This is a genomic window from Streptosporangium brasiliense (assembly GCF_030811595.1).
In the GTDB taxonomy this organism is placed as follows: Bacteria; Actinomycetota; Actinomycetes; order Streptosporangiales; family Streptosporangiaceae; genus Streptosporangium; species Streptosporangium brasiliense.
In genome coordinates, this window is the sequence record NZ_JAUSRB010000001.1 from 910,989 (window position 1) to 929,044 (window position 18,056).

An 18,056-nucleotide genomic window follows, 5' to 3' on the forward strand; every position below is an offset into this window, starting at 1 on the left:
TAACTACTCCTGGGGGGAATTGGGAGCAAAGCGGACGATGCTCCACGAAACCGGCGGGAGGGTCAGGGAGGCCCGGCGGCCCTCCTGGCTCAGGCCGGTGCCGGGCCTGGGGGCCACGCGGTCCGGCGCGTCGGCCGAGTTGACGGCCGACAGGTCGTCGTCGGTGAGCTCGACGTGCTCCACCGGCCGCAGGTCCTCGGGGAGCGTGATCTCCAGCGTGCAGGGACCGCGCCGGTCACGGTTGACCACGAACAGCGCCATCTCGCCGGTCGCCGCGTCGTGGGTGGCGCTCGCCCAGATCGCGGGCGCCTCGCCGTACTTGGCGGTCGGGATCGTGGCGCACTCGGGCTCCACCCGGAGCACCTCGCCGCGGGCGTGCCGGGCGGTCAGCGCGAACGGGTGGAAGATGCTCTGCCGCCAGGCGGGCCCGCCCGGCTCGGTCCTGATCGGCGCGATCACGTTGGCCAGCTGCGCCTGGCAGGCGACCCCGACGCGGTCGGCGTTGCGCAGCAGGGTGATGAGCAGGCTGCCGACCACCACCGCGTCGGTGACGTCGTAGGCGTCCTCGATCAGCCGGGGGTGCCGGGTCCAGTCCAGCGAGGACTCACCCTGGAAGCGGCTCTGGTACCAGACGTTCCATTCGTCGAAGGAGAGCTTGATCTTCTTGTCGCTGCGCAGTTTCGCGCCCACGTGGTCGGCGGTGGCGGCGATGGAGCGGATCATGTGCTCCATGTCGGCGCCGCTGGCCAGGAAGGAGTCGACGTCGCCGTCGGACGGGTCGTAGTAGGCGTGCAGCGAGACGTAGTCGACCATCTCGTAGGTCGACTCCAGCGCCTCGGCCTCCCACGCGCCGAACGTGGGCATGGCGCTGTTGGAGCTGCCGCAGGCCACCAGGGACAGCCCCGGGTCGAAGCGCTTGAGCGCCCGCGCCGTCTCGGCGGCGAGCCGACCGTACTCCCCGGCGGTCTTGTGGCCCATCTGCCAGGGGCCGTCCAGTTCGTTGCCCAGGCACCACAGCCGCACGCCGTGCGGGCTGTCCACGCCGTGCGCGCGGCGCAGGTCGGACAGCCGGGTGCCGCCGGGATGGTTGGCGTACTCCACCAGCTCCAGCGCCTCGGCCACGCCGCGGGTGCCCAGGTTGAGCGCCATCATCGGCTCCACCCCGGCCCTGGCCGCCCAGGACATGAACTCGTTGAGCCCGAAGCGGTTGTCCTCCAGGCTCCGCCAGGCGTAGTCCAGCCGGGCCGGCCGTTCCTCCACCGGGCCGACGCCGTCCTCCCAGCGGTAGTTGGAGACGAAGTTGCCCCCGGGGTAGCGGACCAGCGTCACCCCGAGCTCGCGGGTCAGCTCCAGGACGTCGGTGCGGAAGCCGTCGGCGTCGGCCAGCGGGTGGCCCGGTTCGAAGACGCCGGTGTAGACGCAGCGGCCCATGTGCTCGACGAACGAGCCGAACAGCCGGCGCTCCACCGGGCCGATCCGGAAGGCGGGGTCCAGGGTGAGACGGGCGGTGGTCGCCAAGACACGACCTCTCTGTTGTCGCGGTGTTCCGTGGTAGGTGAGTTTGTACAACGTTGTTCCAACGTTGTAAACAGGTGCTGCCAGGGTCGATACCTGGGCGTTACGATCGACGGCGTCAGATCTTGTCCGGCTCGTGTGGGCCGTACGACCTGGGAGGCGGGGGCAGTGGGAGTGAGTCTGCGCGACATCGCGCGTCTGGCGGGGGTGTCGGTGAAGACCGTCTCCAACGTCGTCAACGGATACGCCCACGTCTCGCCGGCGACCCGGGCGAAGGTGGAGCTGGCGCTCTCCCAGCTCGACTACCGGCCCAACCTGTCGGCGAGGAACCTGCGGCAGGGGCGCACCGGCGTGATCGCCCTGGCCCTGCCCGAGCTGGAGGCGCCCTACTTCGCGGAGCTGTCCCGGTTCGTCATCGACGCCGCGGCCGAGCTGAGGCTGCTGGTGGTCATCGAGCAGACCGACGGGAGCCTGGAGCGGGAGCGGCAGATCCTCGACGGGGTCCGCGACCACCGGGTGGACGGGCTCATCCTCAGCCCCATCGCGATCGGCGCCGACGAGCTCGCGGCCCGCACCGACGACACCGCGCTCGTCCTGCTGGGCGAGCGGATCCACGACGGCCCGGCCGACCACGTGGCGATCGACAACGTGCGGGCGGCCCGTGACGTCACCGAGCACCTGATCGGGCTGGGCCGCACCCGCATCGCCGCGCTGGGCGCCCAGGACAACTCCGCCAGCGGCACGGCCCCGCTCCGCCTGGCCGGATACCGGCAGGCGCTGGCCGCGCACGGCCTGCCCGAGACGGTGGGCAAGGTCGAGCGCTACCGCCGGGCCGAGGGCGCGGCGGCGATGGCCGCGCTGCTGGAGCACCGGCCTGACGCGGTCTTCTGCTTCAACGACCTGCTGGCTCTGGGCGCGCTGCGGACGATCCTCGCCGCGGGCCTGCGGGTGCCGGAGGACATCGCGCTGGCCGGGCTGGACGACATCGAGGACGGCCGCTACAGCACGCCGACCCTGACCACGGTGGCCCCCGACAAGGCGGAGCTGGCCCGGATCGCCGTCGATCTGCTCCGCCGGCGGATCGACGGCCGGGCCGACCGGCCCCCGCAGGAGGTCCGGGCCGGCTACCGGCTCATGGCGAGGGAGAGCACCCTCGGGCGATGAGGGCGCCGGCCGCCGGGGCGGACGCGGGCGGGGGACGGCGGCCGGGGGACAGGGTGGCCGGGGTCAGACGTCGCGGCCGCTCATGCCCTCCTGGCCGGGGTCGACGCCCCAGGAGATGATCCGTTTCGGATGGATGCGGATGACCTCCCGGCTCATGTACGGCGAGGGCGGCTCCTGATCCTCCAGCGCCTCGGCCACGCCGCGGATCTCCACGCCCCTGACCCTCCAGGGGGTGAAGGAGCTGACGTCGTCCACGACGAAGGCCACCTGACCGCCCGCCCGGACGTTGCGGAACTTCTTGGTCGTGCCCATCGCGCGGCCGTGGATGTCGATGGTGCCGGTCTCGGGGTTGTAGGAGAAAGCGGTGGGGCTGTTCTGCAGCACGCCGCCGGGGTCGATGGTGGCCAGGCGGCCCAGCCGCCGGCTCGCGAGATAGTCGAGTTCTTCCTGTGTGAACGCCATGATTGCAGCCTGCAACCTTAACTTTGCTTGAGGTCAAGCTAAAGTGGGGCGTGCCCAAGAACCTGGAGATGACCGTCGGCCAGCTCGCCTCCCGCAGCGGGGTCGCCGTCTCGGCCCTGCACTTCTACGAGTCGAAGGGGCTGATCCGCAGCCGCCGTACGGCGGGCAACCAGCGCCGCTTCACGCGTGACACGCTACGCAGGATCGCCTTCATCCGGGTCTCGCAACGGGTGGGGATCCCGCTCAGGACGATCCAGGACGCGCTGTCCGCGCTGCCCGACGAGCGCACTCCCACCCGGGAGGACTGGGAGAGGCTCTCCTCGGTGTGGCGGGGCGAGCTGGACGACCGGATCCGGCAGCTCCAGCGGCTCCGCGACGGTCTGACGGAGTGCATCGGCTGCGGCTGCCTCTCCCTGGACCGCTGCGCGCTGGCCAACCCCGACGACGTGGCGGCGGCCAGGGGCCCGGGCTCGCGCCTGCTGGTCCTCCCGCGCCGCGACTGCCCCCCGCCGTGCGAGGGCCCGGAGGCCGTGGGCGCCTGACGGCCCGGGGCCGTCCCGCGCTCGCGGGCCGCCGATCCCGGCGGCCCCGGTTTCCGAGGCCGTGGCCGGTGGCGACGCTCGGGTCCGGGGCCGTGGTCGGTGGCGGTGTTCCGGTCCGGGGCTGTGGTCGGCGGTGGCGGTGGCGGAGCTCAGCAGCCGTGGGCGCGCAGCCAGGCGCGGTTGGCGCGCTGGTCCTCCAGGGCCCGGCCGAGATCCTGGCCGGAGCCCGGCACGTCCTGCTCGACGACCAGCCAGCCCTCGTAGCCGCCGAGCCCGTCCAGGACGCCGGGAAGATCGACCTCCCCCGCGCCGAGCGGCGGGAAGGCGCCCCCCGCGACGACCGCCGTCAGGTCGCCGCCGGCGGCCCGCACCCGGTCGTGCGCCCGCCGGCTCGCGTCCTTGAGGTGGAGCTGCCTGATCCGGCCGCCCCACTCCCGCAGCGCCGCCACCGGATCGCCGCCCGCCAGCCACAGGTGCCCGGTGTCCAGGCAGAGCGACACGTCAGTGAGCTCCAGCAGCCGCTCCACCTCCTCCGAGGTCTCCACCAACGTCCCCAGGTGGTGGTGGAAGACGGGTTCCAGACCGCGGTCGCGGCAGCGGTCGGCCGCCCGCTGGACCCGGGAGGCGAACCCCGCCCACGCCGCATCCGGCAGCCCGGGGGCGGCGCCCCGGGCGGACCGCTCCGGGTGGGCCGGGCAGGCGAGGGTGGGCCGGGGCGCGAACCGCCCGTCGACGGCCGGCGCGCTCGTGAACACCGCCAGCGCCGCGTCCAGCCCGGCCAGGTCGGCCGTGAACCCGTCGGCGTCCTCGTAGCGCAGGTCGACCCAGCCGCCCGCCAGTCCCATCCCGGTCCGGGCCAGCCGCTCCCGCAGCTCGGGGCCGGTGCCGAGATAGCCGATCGGGCCGGAGTCGATCCCGTCGTAGCCCGCCTCGGCGAGCGCGCCGAGCAGCGCGTCGGGGTCCAGCGGGGCGCCGTCCGCCCGGTAGATCCCGAAGTTGACGGGGGCGTTCGCGACCTTGACCGCCATGGGTCACTCCCTACAGGTCAGCCAGCGGAGAGGATTGTCGTGGGTGATCAGCCGGATGGTCTCCTCGCTGATCCCGGCCTCGCGCAGCCGGGGCAGGAAGGTGCGGAACAGGTGGCTGTAGCCGGCCCCGCCGTACCGCTCGATCTCGGAGACCTTGGACAGGCCGCTGCTGAGCAGCAGCCGGTGCGCGTATCCGGCCTCGATGAGGTCCAGCGCCTGCCGGAGCCGGTCGGCCCCCAACGAGGTGAGGCAGACGTAGCCGCCCGTACCGACGATCTTACGGGGGATCGCCGGGTCGGTCCCCGCGTCGGCGACGCTGATCCGGTGGGCGGGCAGGCCCTGGCCGAGGAGGATCTCCAGCAGGGGCAGGGCGCCGCGGTGGTGGACGGCGACGGGCAGGCCCGAGGCCAGGGAGGCCCTGGCGGCCGCGGCCGCGCAGCGCTCCTCGGCGGGGGTCGGCTCCTGGCCCCACACGCCGATCTCGCCGATCACGCCGGGACGGACGCTGGTGCCGTCCAGGCCGTCCTCGATCTCGGTCAGCAGGTGCCGGGTGAGGGCGTCCACGTCGGCGTCGAGCGCCCAGGCGGGGGTGAACGGTCCGGCGAAGAAGCCGGTCCCGGCCACCACGGCCACCCGGCTGCCGGCCGTGACGCGGGCCAGCGACGCGGCGTCCCGGCCCGTGCCGATGCAGCTCAGCTCGACGACCAGGCTGAGCATGTCGGACTGGCGCAGCCCGCACAGCTCCCGGGTGACCTCCTGCTCCTCGTCGAGCCAGCGGTGCGGGTCGGAGGGGGCGCCGGCCGCCCAGCGCATGTCGCTGCGCAGGTGCTCGCGGGGGAGGATCGCTCCGGCGACGGCGGACGGGGCGCAGGAACCGCTGACGGTCCTGACGACAGGGGCCTCGTGTGTGACGAGAGGAGCCTCAGGCATGAACGGACATTAGCCCATATTTGGTGTAAATATCGCGGGAGTCCGCAGGGTTTTACCTTGCAGTTGTTAGTTGTGCCTTCAAACTATTGATGGCCCGTAGCCCGGCATGTGAACCTCTGGGCGTTCATGCACGCGCATCATGGGCGGTCGAAGATCAGGGTCCCGCCACCTGATCGTGCATGGCGGCTTGTCCGTTGCTCTGCGAGGGAAGCCGTACATGCGAAGAAGGCTGTTCAGCGTGCTCGCCGCCGTGGCGGTGACGTGCGCGGCGGCCGGCACGGCCATCGAGGACGGGACCGCCCCGGCTCCCGCGGTCCGCCTCGTCCCTCCGCTGTCCGCCCCGCAGCCGATCGCGGGTCATCCTCCGGAACAGGGGTGACTCATCCGCCAGAATGATTAGGGATGAGAGGTGCTGGCCTATTCTGGAGTGAAACGACCGCCCGGGGGAACGCGTGGCTATCTCAGACGGGGTGCGGAGCACCCAGGACAGCGCCGAAAGGCCGTCCGAGACCGGTGACGCCGACGTGTTGAAGGACGAGGCGGCGCGGCGGTCCGGAATTCACGGCTGGCTCGACGGCGTCCGGTCCACCCGCACCGGACGCCTCACCCTCAAAATCGTCATCGGCGTCATCGGCGCCGTGCTGGTCATCGCCGGCCTCATCATGGTCCCCTTCCCCGGCCCCGGCTGGCTGGTGGTCTTCGCCGGCCTCGCCGTCCTGGCCACCGAGTTCCACTGGGCCCACCGGCTGCTGGAGTTCGGCAAGCGGACCCTGTCGGCCTGGACGGCCTGGCTCGGCCGCCAGGGCTGGCCCGTCAAGATCCTGGTCGTCCTCGTCGCCGCCGTGGCCGCCGGGGCCATCGTCTACTACGGCCTCAAGCTGAGCTTCGGCCTGGACCTGGCCGTCGAGGCCCAGAAGCTCATCAACCGCTGACGCCGCTCCACCGCTCCGGGCGGCCATCGCTCCGGACGGTCGCGCCCCGGGCCTCCGAGGCTCCGGGGGAGGCTTTACCCGGAGCTGCCGGGCGCGTGATCGTCTCGATGTGCCGCTCTCCGTAGTCTCTCCGTCTGATCATCACAGACGTCCCGAGACACAAGGAGAGTGGCAACCGATGCGCGCCCTGTCTTCGACGCTCGCCCTGGCGGCGGCCGCAATCGTCGCCGTGACGGGCCCCGCCGCCCACGCCGACGCCGTCAACCTGGGCGCGACGGTCCAGGCCGGCGGCGAGGTGTTCCTCACCGAGGGGCTGGTCCCCACCGCCCCCTACAAGGGCAAGGTGCTGGTCAAGCTGGAGAACAACACCGTGCCGGTGGAGATCAAGATCGGCAACTGCCGGGGCAGGTATCTCGGCGCGGTGACGATCGCCGCCGACGACCACGCCCCCTACGTCGCCGCCGATCTCGACACGGTCCCCTCCTGCATCCGTTTCCGGATGAAGAACCTCGGCACCTCCCCGGCCACCGTCACGGGCGCCGGTTACTTCTGACCGGGCCGTCTGACCGGGTCGTCCGCCACCCCGGCCGTCGTCGGGGTCCCGGCCGGACCCGGTACGGCGAGCGGCCCGGACGGCCCCGGACATCGTCCGCCGTACCGCACCGCTCCGTTGTCACCGGTGTGAGCGAGGTCACAGCGGAAAATGTGCGTTCCCGACAGAAGAAGCGACGAGGAGATCGGAGTACCGTCCGGGGCAGGAGGAGCCCACGTGAGCATTGCCCGCGCCGCCGAACAGCCGCTGGCCGACATCCCCCGGGAGTTCGCCGACGCCCTCCGCCCCTACCTGCGTGACCTGACCGAGGAGATGGCCGGCGAGATCCAGGCGAGCGTGCCCGAATACTCCCGGCAGAGCGGCGCCTACGCCCGCAACGTCAGGCACGCCGTGGAGGAGGCTCTCGCGGGCTTCGTGAACCGGGTCGGCGACAGGGGGGCCAGCCGGTCCCGGCTGCTGGAGGTCTACCGCGCGGTGGGCGGCGGTGAGGCCGCCGAGGGGCGGCCCCTGGACTCGCTCCAGTCCGCGCTGCGGATCTGCGCGAGGGTGGCGTGGCGCAAGCTGGCCGAGGAGTCCGAGCGGCTCGACCTGTCCCGGCAGCGGATGTGCGACATCGGGGAGGCAATCCTGGTCTACCTCGACGAGATCGCCGCCGCGGCGGCCGACGGCTACGCCGAGGCGCAGGTGAGGGCGGCGGGCGAGCTCGAACTGCGCCGCCGGCGGCTGCTCGACCTGCTCGTCGCCGACCCGCCGGCCGACCCCCGGGCCGTGGCCGATCTCGCCAGGTCGGTGTGCTGGACCACGCCGCGCACCGTGGCCTGTGTCGCGCTCGCCGCACGTGTCCAGGGCGAGCTGCCCAGGCCGGGCCTGCCGCCTGACGTCCTCGCCGACCTCGACCGGTCGGACCCCTGCCTGGTCGTCCCCGACCCCGACGGCCCGGGGCGGCACGGCCTGCTCGACGCGCTGAGCGCCGACTGGACCGTGGTGATCGGCCCCGCGGTCGGCCTGGGCGAGGCGGCCCTGTCGCTCAGACTCGCCCGGGACGCCTTGGCCCTGACCCGGCGCGGCGTGCTGGACGGCCGCCGGAGCATCAGGGCGGCGCAGCACCTGGCCACCCTGATGATCTTCCAGGACGAGGCGCTGATCCGCATCATGGGACGGGCGCGGCTGGCGCCCCTGCGCGACCTGCGGCCCGCCCAGCGCGACCGGCTGGCCGAGACGCTCCTGGCCTGGCTGCAGAGCGGCAACGCCACCGAGGTGGCGGCCCGGCTGCACATCCACCCGCAGACCGTCCGCTACCGGCTGCGCCAGGCCACCGAGCTCTTCGCCGACCAGCTCAGCACCCCCGGCGACCGCTTCGAGCTGGAGGTCGTCCTGCGGGCCCGGGCCGCCGGGCTGCCGGCCGTACCGGACTGACCTCCTGCCGGGCCGGTGCCCGCCGCGGCGGCGCCGTATCGGTCCTGCTCCGGAGAGGCCGAAAGGGCTGACTTAAATATCCGGGCGGCGCCATTTATGGAAGAAATCACATCTCGTATGAATATGCCGCCTAAACCAATCCGGTATAGGTCGCGATCATGAGCTGTTTTCTGCCTAAAATGCCGCCGTGTCTGTGACTCCTGGGATTTACCGACTGCTCGGATGCGCCGTCATCGTGATCTCGGTGGCCGCGCCGACCTCGCTCACCGCGCACGCCGCCGGGTCCGCGCCCGCCGTGGCGGCCGCGCCCGCCGCCGGGTCCGCGGACCTCGTGCTGCCCGGCACCCGGGTGACCGTGCGGGAAGAACCCGCCGACCCGCTCAAGGTCACCTCCTACACCCTCGGCAACGTGGCATACCTGCGCAGGAGCGCCGGGTTCGCCAAGCAGACCGGCTATCAGGAGATCACGGTCGGGCCCAGGGGGGCCAAGGCGCTCGCGGTCCCCACCGCCTACAACGCCGGACACGACTGGGTGCTCCTGGCCGACCTGGCGGCCAACAACGGCGCCAAGGTCCAGACCGTCGACAAGCCGCTGGTCGCCAAGTTCGCCCACTGGTCCCGCAACGGCACCAAGGCGGTCCTGACCGTCCAGCGCAAGAACGGCGCGGCCTGGGACACCACCGGCTTCGTGATCGTCGACGCGACGGCGAAGACCGCCCGGGCGGTGGCCGTGACGGGAGTGGACCGGACCGCGAGATTCCGCTGGAGCCCCGACGGCGCCGAAGTGGTCGCCGGACACCAGGGCGGCACCCGCTTCTACGGACAGGACGGCCGGATCCGGCGCACCCTGGTCAAGACGGGGATCCCCGCCGGCGGCGAGGACGTCTTCTCGCCCTCCGGGCGGGCCCTCATGACCTGGTGCCCGGCGACCTACACCGAGCACGTCTGCTTCTGGGACCGCACCTCGGGCCGGCTCGCGGCCAAGGCGAACATCCAGCCCAAGGCCCTGCTGGGCTGGTGGGACGACAAGCACTTCATCGCGGTGGTCCCCAGCTCCGGCGCCTACCGGGCCGTCCTGGCCGATCTCAGGGGCAGGGCCGTGCGGGTGCTGGCCGACATCTCCGCCGAGGACTGGGCCAACAAGGTCTATCTCAGCTACACCCGCCGGTGACGGCCCCGGTCCGGATCCGGCGGCGCCCGCCGCACCCGGACCGGACCGGGCCGCCGCCCCGCCGGCCTGGGTGGGGCGGCGCCGGTCGCGGCGCGCGGGGCCCGCTCCGCCGTCAGCGGAGCAGGACCCTCACAGGCGAGCGGAGCAGGGCTCTCACAGGTAGAGGCCGGTGCCGTTGTCGGTCTGCGGGGTGGCGATGGCGTGCAGGTCGCGTTCGCGCATGACGAGGTAGATCTGGCCGTGGACCTCCACCTCGTACTGGTCCTCGGGGTTGAACAGGACCTTGTCGCCCACCTTCACCGTCCGGGCGTTCGCGCCCGCACCGCAGACCTCGCCCCAGACGAGCCGGTTGGCCATCTTCACCGTCGCCGGGATGACGATGCCCGCCGTGCTGCGCCGCTCCTCTGACTCCTGCTCGACCTTGACCATGACGCGGTCGTGGAGCATCTGAATCTCGAACTTCGGGTCACCCACAGCAGAAAGCTTATGGGACCGGAGGGGCCGCGCCGGCTGATCCCGGCAGTCCGGCCGTCCGGGACGGCCCGCCTAGCGCGCGGTCCCGGGCAGCGCCAGCTCGGCGAAGACGGCCCTGTGGTCGGTGCCGGGGACGCGGTGGGCGCCGAAGGACCGGACCGCGATCCGGGAGTCGGCGAACACGTGGTCGAGGGTCACCCCGGGGACCGGCTCCCAGCCCTGCTGGGGCCAGGTCGGCGTGAGCCCCTGCCCGGTGGCGTCGGCGGCGTCGCGGTAGCCGGTGGCGAGCAGCTCCCGCATGATCGCGTGGTCGAGGGTGGCGTTGAAGTCCCCCGCCAGGATCCGGTACGGCCCGGCCCCGGCCTTGGGCAGCGCCCGCAGCCCCTGGGCCCAGCAGGCGGCCTTGTAGTCGAACCGGGGCGCGCAGGGGTGGACCGAGGCGATCTCCAGGTTCAGCTCCGGCACGACCGCCAGGGACTGGCGGAAGTTGCCGTAGCTGAGCGCGGCCTGATCGGCGCGGAGGGGGGAGCGGGCGTAGATCCCGGAGCCCCATACACCCGGGGTGGGCTCGCCGATCATGTGGGGCAGGGCCTTGCGGATGCCGGCCGCCTCCAGGCGCTCGGCCGCCTCGGGGGTGAGCTCCTGGAGGGCCAGGATGTCGGGCTTGAGCCGTACGACGAGGTTCATGACCGCCTTGGTGTCGGCCTCGCCGCGCGCGAGGTTGGCGGCCAGCACGCGCAGCGGGGTCCCGCCGGGGGGAGCGGGGGCGTCGGCGAAGGCCCGGGGGAGCACCGCCCCGGCGAACACCCCCACGACGACCAGGCCCGCCACCCCCGCCGCCCAGCGGCGCAGGGTCAGGGCGAGCAGCGCGACGGCGACCGAGGCCCCCGCCACGTAGGGGGTGAACGCCACGAGCTGGATCCACCGGAATCCGGCGTCCCATCCGGCCGTCCGGAGGGCCGCCCAGGCCGCGGGCGGCGTCACCAGGATCCAGATCAGCGTGGTGATCCAGCGCCGCCGGCGCGGGCGCCCGGTCGCGGAGGCCGTACCGGAGATCGTTTCGGTGGTCATCCCGCTGGACGCTACCGCCTGGCGAGCCGCCGGAGAAGACCCGTCGCGGCGCCCGGGGGCCCGAGGTCACCGCGGCGGGCGGGATCCCGGATGACGGGGGCGCGGAGTAGGCTCACCGGTCATGACGGACCTCTCCCCTGATCCGGTCGGCGACTACCTCGACTGGCACCTCTCCGCCAATCCCGTCCAGGCCGCCCTGGCGGGTGCCGAGGGCTACGACAGGACCCTCGGCGACTTCACCGAGGCGGGCTTCCTCGCCCGGGACCGGGAGTCGCGGCGCTGGCTGGAGCGCTTCCAGGAGGCCGGCGACCCGGGCGACTTCGAGGACATGGTCGACCGCGAGCTGATCATGTCCAGGTTGCGCGGCGCGCTCGCCCAGGCGGACTGGCCGGAGTGGCGGCGCGACCCGTCCGTCTACCTGAATACGATCTTCGCCTCGATGTTCAGCCCGTTCCTGCACCGGCTGTCGCCCGAGGGCGAGCTGGTCGAGGCGGCCGTCGCGCGGCTGGCCGAGGTGCCGGACGTCATCGCGGCCTGCCGCGCCAACCTGGACCCGGCGCTGGCGGCCCCGCTGCTGATCGAGCGGGGGCTGGGCCAGGCGCGGACGGCCCGGCGCTTCCTCACCGAGACGGTCCCCGGCCAGGTGGCGGACGAGACCCTGCGCGCCCGGCTGGCCGCGGCGGCCGAGCCCGCGGCGGCGGCCTTCGACGGGCTCGTGGACTTCCTCACCGGTTTCCGGGCCGCCGGCACCTGGCGGATGGGGGAGGAGCTCTACTCCACGCTGCTGCGCGAGCGGGAGATGCTCGGCTACGGGGCCGACGAGCTGCTCAAGCGCGGCCAGGCCGCCTACGACGAGCTCGACGCCCGGATGCGCGAGGTGGCCGGGCTGCTGCCCGGCGGCTCCGAGGGCTGGCACGCGGCCGTCACCGCCCTCCAGGACGACCACGCGCCGACCCTGGAGGACATGCGGGCCGAATACGAATTCGAGACCGAGCGGGCCCGGAGGTTCGTGCGCGAGCACGGCCTGGTGACGTTCGCCGACGGCGAGGAGTGCCGGGTGGTGCCGTCGCCGGAGTTCCAGCGTCCCATCCTCGCGGTCGCCTCCTACCTGCAGCCGCCGCCCCTGTCGACCTCCCGGATCGGGCACTTCTTCGTGCCCTTCACCCCTGACTCCTTCACCGAGGAGCAGGTGCGCCAGCGGCTGCGCACCAACGCCAGGGCCCAGATGCCCTCCATCGCCGTCCACGAGGCCTACCCCGGCCACCACTGGCACCTGTCCTGGATGGCGGGCAGCCCGCGCCGGGCCCGCAAGCTGTTCCGCACGCCCTACTTCACCGAGGGCTGGGCCCTCTACGTCGAGAAGGTCATGCAGGAGCACGGCTACTTCACCACCCCCGCCCAGGAGCTCGCCCACCTCGACTTCCGGCTCTTCCGGGCGGCCCGCATCATCGTGGACACCTCGCTGCACTGCGGCGACATGACCGTGGAGGAGGCCGAGGAGTTCATGACCACCAGGTCGTCGCTCACCCCCGGCACGGCCAAGGGCGAGGTCGACCGCTACTGCGCCTGGCCCACCCAGGCGCCCTCCTACCTGACCGGCGCCCTGGAGATCGACCGCATCCGCGACGACTATCTGGCCGCGGGCCGCGGCGACCTGCGCGCCTTCCACGACGCCCTCGCCGGCTCCGGCGGCCTCCCCCTGGGGCTGGCCCGCCGGGTGGCTCTGGAAGGCTAGCGGCATGCTCGACGACGAGGCGAAGGTGCTGGAGGCGCTGGACGAGGCGGAGACGGTCCGGCTCCTGGCCGAGCTCGTGCGGGTGCCGAGCGTCACCGGCACCGACGCCGAGTCGGACCTGCAGCACCGCTGCGGGCGGCTGCTCACCGAGGCGGGGCTCGACGTCGACGTCTGGAAGCTCGACCTCGAAGCGCTCCGGGCGGCACCCGGGTTCCCCGGCACGGAGGCGCCGCGCATCGAGGGCTACGGTGTGGCCGGCGTCACCGAGGGCGAGGGCGACCCCGCGCTCATCCTGCAGGGGCACGTGGACGTGGTGCCGACCGGCGACCTGGCCAAGTGGCAGGGGGGCGACCCGTTCGGCGCCCGGATCAGCGGGGACGTCCTGCACGGCAGGGGCGCCTGCGACATGAAGGCGGGGCTGGCGGCGAACCTCGCCGTCGTCGCCGCCCTCCGCCGCTCGGGCGTACGGCTGGCCCGGCCGCTGGCCGTGCACTGCGTGGTGGGGGAGGAGGACGGCGGTCTGGGCGCGTTCGCCACCCTGGCCCGCGGGCACCGGGGCGAGGCCGCGGTGATCGCCGAGCCGACCAGCGGGGCGATCATCGCCGCGGCGGCGGGCGCGCTGACGTTCCGGATCGAGGTCGCCGGGCGGGCGGCCCACGGCGCCACCCGCTACGAGGGCGTCAACGCCCTGGAGGTCTTCTGGCCGGTCTTCGAGGCGGTCAGGCGGCTGGAGGCCGACCGCAACCGCGATCCGGACCCGGTCTTCGACGGAAACCCGCTGCCCTATCCGATCGAGATCGGGACGGTCCGCGCGGGCGACTGGGCCAGCAGCGTGCCGGACCTGCTGGTCGCCGAGGGCCGGCTCGGCGTCCGCCTGGACGAGGACCCCGCCGAGGCCCGCCTCGCCCTGGAGACCGCGCTCGCCGAGATCGGCCACCCGTGGCTGCGTGAGCACCCCCCGGTGATCACCTGGCCCGGCGGCCAGTTCGCCAGCGGCCGGCTGCCCGCCGGGCACGAGCTGCTGGAGCAGGTCGCCGGCGCGGTGGCCGACGTGACCGGGACCCGCCCCGCCGAGACGGCCGCGCCGTACGGGAGCGACCTGCGCCTGTACGCCGCGGGCGGCATCCCGACCCTGCACTACGGGCCGGGTGACGTGCGTCTGGCCCACGCCCCGCGCGAGCAGGTCGACCTGCGCGAGCTCCGCGACGTCACCCGGGCGCTCGCCCTGCTGGTCCTGCGCCGCTGCGGGGTCAGGGGCTGAGCGCGGGTCAGGGGCTGAGCTGCGGGGTCAGGGGCTGAGCGCCCGCCGCGGGCGGGAACAGGCGCTCGTCGACGGCGCGGCCGACCTGGCGGTCGCCGGTCACTCCATGACCGCGGGCTCCGGACCCGGCGGAACGCGTCTCGGCGCCGGTGGCCGGTGCGGCCGGTTCCGCCGGCGCCGGCCCCCCGCGCGTGCGGCGGCCGTCAGCGCGCGGCGGCGCCGGACTCGATGGGCAGCCCCGCCTCGGCCCAGTCCTGGATGCCCTCGCGATACTTGCGGACGGCGGTGTAGCCCAGGGAGGTCAGCCGCCGGGCCACCGCCTCGCTGTTGCCGCAGGAGATGTTGGAGCAGTAGGTGACGATCGCGGCGTCCTTGTCGGGGAGCAGGTCGGCGGCCCGGGTGGCGACCTCGCTCTCGACCAGGGCGATGGCGCCGGGCAGGTGCTGCTGGGCGTAGTAGTCGCCGCCGAGGGTGTCCACGACGACGACGGTGCCCGCCTCGATCGCGGTCTTCAGCTCGTCACGGGTGATCAGTACGGTCATTTTCGGCCTCCATGGACCTAAATGGACTATAGTCCGTTTGTGTGAGTGATCTGGAATTTAACGGACCACGGTCCGGTTCGTCAAGTGAGCCGCTGCGGACGCTCCTGGGCGAGCCGCCCAGGGAGCGGGCCGACGCCGCGCGCAACCGGCTGAAGGTGCTGGCCGCGGCGGCGAGGCTGTTCCGGGACAAGGGTGTGGACGGCGTCTCGATGGACGCGATCGCGACCGAGGCGGGCGTGGGCAAGGGCACGCTGTTCCGGAGGTTCGGCGACAAGTCGGGGCTGGCCGCCGCGCTCCTGGACGAGCGGGAGCGCGAGCTCCAGGAGGCGATCCTGACCGGCCCGGCGCCCCTCGGCCCCGGCGCCCCCGCGGCCGACCGGCTGGCCGCCTTCGTGGACGCCTACCTCGACTACCTGCTCGGCCACCTCGACCTGATCCGGATGTCCGAGACCGCCAGCCCCGGCGCCCGCTACCGGATCGGCGCCTACCGGTTCTGGCACCGCCACACGGAGATCCTGCTCGCCGAGGCCCGGCCGGGCTGCGACGCCGGCCCGCTGGCCCACGCCCTGCTCGCCCCGCTGGCCGCCGAGCACATGACGGCCCTGGCCGGTGAGTACGGCCAGGCGCGGGCCGGGGAGGCGGTCCGGGCGCTCCTGCGCCTCTGAGCCGGCCCTGCGGGCCGCCCGGGGCCGGACCCCGGCCGGCGGGAGGCGCGACGCCCGCCGACCGGCCTGCGCTGACCGGCTTGCGCTGTTCCCGGCGGGTGAGGGGTCAGCGGGTGAGGGGTCAGGCGTAGGTGCCGCGGACCTCCACGATGTCGGCCAGCGGGAACTCCAGGTAGTCGCCGGCCTCCTCGCACCACGCGTCGAGGACGCCGCTGCGCAGCTCGCCGTGGCTGATGGTGGCGGTCAGGCCGTCGGCCAGCGTGATCGCCGCCCGCACCCCGCGGTCCACCACGAAGCCGAGCAGCGACTGCTGGGCGGTCGGCAGCCGGGAGGCCACGCGGCCGATGACCGCCCAGGTCCTGCCCTGCTGCTGGGCGGCGCCGCTTTCGGCCGACAGCAGCCGCCGGGCGTGCTCGTGCGGGTCGGGGGCCGGCTCGACCAGCGGGTGCGGCGGCTGTTCCAGCTCGGCCACCTGGCCGCCGGGCAGCAGGATCAGCCGCCCGTTCCGCGGCTCCTCGATACGGGCGCGGCGGACGGTGATCTCGCCGGTGTCCTCGATCGGCACCGGGGCGTAGCCGTTCTCCCGGAGCGCGGCGAGGGTCTTGCCGGCGGGCACCGCGCTGGCCAGCACGGTCGGCGCGAGCAGCCGCAGGCCCAGCCTGCCCAGCCGCCGGTGCCCGGCGATCTCGGCCAGCAGCGCCGGGTCGGAGGCCTGCACGATGCAGGCGACCGTGGTCACGGTGACCTCGCCGTGCCGCCTGGCCACATCGCGCACCAGGTAGTCGAGGGGCTGCGGCACCGCGCCCACCTCGGCGAGGTCGGCCAGGAGGGCGTCGGCGCCGTAGCCGGAGTCCATCGCCCGGCGCACGCTGGCCGGGGTGAACCGCCAGACCGAGGCCGCGCCGCGCGACTCGCGCTCGGCGGTCCGGTCCAGCAGTTCGGCGAGCTCGGTGGAGGGCGGTCCGGTCACCACGGCGGTGAGGTCGGCGCCGAACAGCGCGCTCCGCCGTACGCTGGCCAGCGCCCGGGTCGAGCACTCCACCAGCGCCGGGTCGTGCTCCACGAGCGGGACGGAGTCGTCGTTCTCGTCCCCGGCGCAGGCGTCCAGGGCGGCCAGCGCGCGGCCCAGATCGGTGATCGTGTCGTAGGCGATCAGCCCGAGCATCCCGGCCTCCTCCAGCACCGCGGGGGCGCACTCGGCCAGGAGCGACCGGTCGAGCAGCGGGGCGTACCAGTGCGCCGCCCCGACCAGCCCGGCCCGGTCGGCGCACGCCGTACTGGCGGGCAGCCGGGCCAGCACGCCGAGCACTGCCCGCCGGGCCCGGCCGACCGCGGCTCCGGCGGGGTCGTCGCCGAGCACCGTGCCGTATTTGCCGTCGGTCCGGCGGAGCGACGAGCGCTCCATCCGCCACCACGCCGCCAGCAGCACCCGCAGCCGGGCCGCCGCGTCGTCCAGCCGCCAGCGGTCGAACTTCTCGGTGGGCACCAGCCCGCCGGCCGGCTCGTCCCAGGCCAGCAGCCGGGCCACCGCGCAGATCTCCAGCAGGAGCCGGGTCTCGTCCTCGTCGCAGCCGGTGTCCTTGGCCAGCCGCCGCACCTCGCGCACGCCGACCCCGCCCGCCTTCAGCAGCGGCAGCGGGAGCTTGGCGGTGTTCTCCAGCATCGCGGCGCAGCGCTCGACCACGTGCGGGGCGGCCAGCGTCATCAGGTGGTCGACGGCCTCGGGGTCCACCGGGACGGTCGCGAGGTCGGGCGGCCAGGGGGTGAAGGACGGGCGGTAGTCGGGGCCGCGCAGCGCGAGCGCCACCTCCCGGGGCATCTCGGCCACGTTCCAGCTCGGCCGGAAGAGCAGCCCGTGGTCGGCGGCCCACTTCTCCGGGGCGCCCGGCGCGACGAACCGGCCGCCCTCCACGTCGCGGATCGGGCCGTCCCAGGCGAACTCCTCCAGCAGCCGCTCGGTGCCCGCCGGCGCCCGCGCGACCATGGCCGCCACCCGCGCGGGGTCGGAGAGCACCTCGGTGATCCTGGTGACCGTGCGGCGCTTGGGGCCGTGGGGCAGGCCGAGCGCCCTGGCGAGCGCGCGGAGGGCGTCGGCGCTGACCGTCCAGGAGTTGAGGTAGTGGGAGAGCGGCTCGCCGAGCCCACACGGGGCCGTCCACCACCGGGCGAGCCCGCCGGAGATCCGGATCCGCCCCTCGCCGTCCGGCCAGGCCAGGGCGTGGTCGAACAGCCGGTCGACCCAGGGGGCCACCTCGGCCTCCGGCACGCCCATGAACCGGGACAGCCGTTCCAGGTCGACGTGGTCGCCGAGGGCCAGGGACGCCTGCGCGACCTCCAGGCACGGCAGCGGAAGCCCCCGGACGACGGCCATCACCGCGAAGCCGTTGCCCAGCCGCTGCGCCAGGGTGTCCAGGCGGCGCGGCCACGGCGGGGCGATGGCGTCCGGCCGGTTGGCCAGCACCCGGGTGAGCCGTTCTTCGTCGAGGGTTTTCAACCAGCCGAGCAGGTGATCGTCCATCTCGGAGCTCTCTCAGGAATCTCGCGCGGGGACTCTCCGTGAGCCATAGGAATCCACGGTAATGCAGAGGGCATCCC

General features: G+C 73.7%; 18 protein-coding genes. 10 read left to right on the top strand and 8 right to left on the bottom strand.

Annotation, left to right across the window (positions count from 1 at the left end):
- Positions 1-3: 3 nt before the first annotated feature.
- Positions 4-1,518 carry an arabinosylfuranosidase ArfA gene (gene arfA / locus J2S55_RS04010; protein ID WP_306857362.1) on the bottom strand — a complete coding sequence of 505 codons (1,515 nt, stop codon included), beginning with the start codon at positions 1,516-1,518 and terminating at the stop codon, positions 4-6.
- Between the two features lie 165 nt (positions 1,519-1,683).
- On the opposite strand from arfA, the gene J2S55_RS04015 reads away from it, so the two are divergent.
- A complete protein-coding gene (locus tag J2S55_RS04015; protein ID WP_306857363.1) occupies positions 1,684-2,679 on the top strand; it encodes a LacI family DNA-binding transcriptional regulator in 996 nt (331 codons plus the stop codon).
- Between the two features lie 63 nt (positions 2,680-2,742).
- Here the strand turns inward: J2S55_RS04015 and J2S55_RS04020 are convergent, their stop codons facing one another.
- A complete protein-coding gene (locus J2S55_RS04020; RefSeq protein ID WP_306857365.1) occupies positions 2,743-3,141 on the bottom strand; it encodes a PPOX class F420-dependent oxidoreductase in 399 nt (132 codons plus the stop codon).
- Positions 3,142-3,209: 68 nt separating this feature from the next.
- On the opposite strand from J2S55_RS04020, the gene soxR reads away from it, so the two are divergent.
- Positions 3,210-3,683: a redox-sensitive transcriptional activator SoxR gene (gene soxR / locus J2S55_RS04025; RefSeq protein WP_306858555.1), complete on the top strand. Its 474-nt coding sequence runs from the start codon at positions 3,210-3,212 to the stop codon at positions 3,681-3,683.
- 149 nt (positions 3,684-3,832) lie between these two features.
- On the opposite strand, the gene J2S55_RS04030 is transcribed toward soxR, so the two are convergent.
- Both J2S55_RS04030 and J2S55_RS04035 read right to left on the bottom strand, forming a co-directional pair.
- Positions 3,833-4,711, bottom strand: coding sequence for a sugar phosphate isomerase/epimerase family protein (locus tag J2S55_RS04030; RefSeq protein ID WP_306857367.1), 879 nt, complete (start codon positions 4,709-4,711; stop codon positions 3,833-3,835).
- Positions 4,712-4,714: 3 nt separating this feature from the next.
- Positions 4,715-5,641, bottom strand: a complete 927-nt coding sequence (locus J2S55_RS04035) for a phosphotriesterase family protein (RefSeq protein WP_306857369.1) — start codon at positions 5,639-5,641, stop codon at positions 4,715-4,717.
- Between the two features lie 217 nt (positions 5,642-5,858).
- Here J2S55_RS04035 and J2S55_RS04040 point away from each other — a divergent pair, with 217 nt between their 5' ends.
- The 5 genes from J2S55_RS04040 to J2S55_RS04060 all read left to right on the top strand — a co-directional run bounded on the left by J2S55_RS04040 (position 5,859) and on the right by J2S55_RS04060 (position 9,713).
- Complete coding sequence (locus J2S55_RS04040; RefSeq protein ID WP_306857371.1) at positions 5,859-6,020, top strand: hypothetical protein; 162 nt, start codon at positions 5,859-5,861, stop codon at positions 6,018-6,020.
- A gap of 91 nt (positions 6,021-6,111) precedes the next feature.
- The gene (locus tag J2S55_RS04045) at positions 6,112-6,573 is read left to right on the top strand and encodes a TIGR02611 family protein (protein ID WP_306857373.1); all 462 of its coding nucleotides are present in this window, start codon (positions 6,112-6,114) and stop codon (positions 6,571-6,573) included.
- Positions 6,574-6,751: 178 nt separating this feature from the next.
- Positions 6,752-7,126 (top strand): hypothetical protein, encoded by a 375-nt coding sequence (locus J2S55_RS04050; protein WP_306857375.1) that lies wholly within the window; start codon positions 6,752-6,754, stop codon positions 7,124-7,126.
- Positions 7,127-7,342: 216 nt separating this feature from the next.
- Entirely contained in the window at positions 7,343-8,542 is a 1,200-nt protein-coding gene (locus tag J2S55_RS04055; RefSeq protein ID WP_306857377.1) for a PucR family transcriptional regulator, read from the top strand.
- Between the two features lie 187 nt (positions 8,543-8,729).
- On the top strand, positions 8,730-9,713 hold the full coding sequence (locus J2S55_RS04060) for a hypothetical protein (protein WP_306857379.1): 984 nt from the start codon (positions 8,730-8,732) through the stop codon (positions 9,711-9,713).
- Between the two features lie 153 nt (positions 9,714-9,866).
- Here J2S55_RS04060 and J2S55_RS04065 read toward each other — a convergent pair whose 3' ends face one another.
- Both J2S55_RS04065 and J2S55_RS04070 read right to left on the bottom strand, forming a co-directional pair.
- Positions 9,867-10,187 carry a GroES family chaperonin gene (locus tag J2S55_RS04065; RefSeq protein ID WP_306857381.1) on the bottom strand — a complete coding sequence of 107 codons (321 nt, stop codon included), beginning with the start codon at positions 10,185-10,187 and terminating at the stop codon, positions 9,867-9,869.
- A 72-nt stretch (positions 10,188-10,259) separates the two neighbouring features.
- Positions 10,260-11,258: an endonuclease/exonuclease/phosphatase family protein gene (locus J2S55_RS04070; RefSeq protein ID WP_306857383.1), complete on the bottom strand. Its 999-nt coding sequence runs from the start codon at positions 11,256-11,258 to the stop codon at positions 10,260-10,262.
- 121 nt (positions 11,259-11,379) lie between these two features.
- On the opposite strand from J2S55_RS04070, the gene J2S55_RS04075 reads away from it, so the two are divergent.
- Together J2S55_RS04075 and J2S55_RS04080 are read left to right on the top strand one after the other, a co-directional pair.
- Positions 11,380-12,993, top strand: a complete 1,614-nt coding sequence (locus tag J2S55_RS04075) for a DUF885 domain-containing protein (RefSeq protein ID WP_306857385.1) — start codon at positions 11,380-11,382, stop codon at positions 12,991-12,993.
- A 4-nt stretch (positions 12,994-12,997) separates the two neighbouring features.
- Positions 12,998-14,254, top strand: a complete 1,257-nt coding sequence (locus J2S55_RS04080; protein WP_306857386.1) for an ArgE/DapE family deacylase — start codon at positions 12,998-13,000, stop codon at positions 14,252-14,254.
- A gap of 203 nt (positions 14,255-14,457) precedes the next feature.
- Here the strand turns inward: J2S55_RS04080 and J2S55_RS04085 are convergent, their stop codons facing one another.
- Entirely contained in the window at positions 14,458-14,796 is a 339-nt protein-coding gene (locus J2S55_RS04085) for a rhodanese-like domain-containing protein (RefSeq protein ID WP_306857387.1), read from the bottom strand.
- Between the two features lie 41 nt (positions 14,797-14,837).
- Between J2S55_RS04085 and J2S55_RS04090 the strand changes: the two genes are divergently transcribed.
- Positions 14,838-15,461, top strand: a complete 624-nt coding sequence (locus J2S55_RS04090) for a TetR/AcrR family transcriptional regulator (protein ID WP_306857388.1) — start codon at positions 14,838-14,840, stop codon at positions 15,459-15,461.
- A 121-nt stretch (positions 15,462-15,582) separates the two neighbouring features.
- Here the strand turns inward: J2S55_RS04090 and J2S55_RS04095 are convergent, their stop codons facing one another.
- Positions 15,583-17,979, bottom strand: a complete 2,397-nt coding sequence (locus J2S55_RS04095; RefSeq protein WP_306857389.1) for a helicase-associated domain-containing protein — start codon at positions 17,977-17,979, stop codon at positions 15,583-15,585.
- Positions 17,980-18,056: the final 77 nt, after the last annotated feature.

What these genes read in the sequence shown, in the direction of transcription:
- J2S55_RS04020 (WP_306857365.1), bottom strand. Translation starts at nt 3,141, where the DNA reads ATGGCGTTCACACAGGAAGAACTCGACTATCTCGCGAGCCGGCGGCTG.
- soxR (WP_306858555.1), top strand. Translation starts at nt 3,210, where the DNA reads ATGACCGTCGGCCAGCTCGCCTCCCGCAGCGGGGTCGCCGTCTCGGCC.
- J2S55_RS04030 (WP_306857367.1), bottom strand. Translation starts at nt 4,711, where the DNA reads ATGGCGGTCAAGGTCGCGAACGCCCCCGTCAACTTCGGGATCTACCGG.
- J2S55_RS04035 (WP_306857369.1), bottom strand. Translation starts at nt 5,641, where the DNA reads ATGCCTGAGGCTCCTCTCGTCACACACGAGGCCCCTGTCGTCAGGACC.
- J2S55_RS04040 (WP_306857371.1), top strand. Translation starts at nt 5,859, where the DNA reads ATGCGAAGAAGGCTGTTCAGCGTGCTCGCCGCCGTGGCGGTGACGTGC.
- J2S55_RS04050 (WP_306857375.1), top strand. Translation starts at nt 6,752, where the DNA reads ATGCGCGCCCTGTCTTCGACGCTCGCCCTGGCGGCGGCCGCAATCGTC.
- J2S55_RS04070 (WP_306857383.1), bottom strand. Translation starts at nt 11,258, where the DNA reads ATGACCACCGAAACGATCTCCGGTACGGCCTCCGCGACCGGGCGCCCG.
- J2S55_RS04075 (WP_306857385.1), top strand. Translation starts at nt 11,380, where the DNA reads ATGACGGACCTCTCCCCTGATCCGGTCGGCGACTACCTCGACTGGCAC.
- J2S55_RS04080 (WP_306857386.1), top strand. Translation starts at nt 12,998, where the DNA reads ATGCTCGACGACGAGGCGAAGGTGCTGGAGGCGCTGGACGAGGCGGAG.
- J2S55_RS04085 (WP_306857387.1), bottom strand. Translation starts at nt 14,796, where the DNA reads ATGACCGTACTGATCACCCGTGACGAGCTGAAGACCGCGATCGAGGCG.
- J2S55_RS04095 (WP_306857389.1), bottom strand. Translation starts at nt 17,979, where the DNA reads ATGGACGATCACCTGCTCGGCTGGTTGAAAACCCTCGACGAAGAACGG.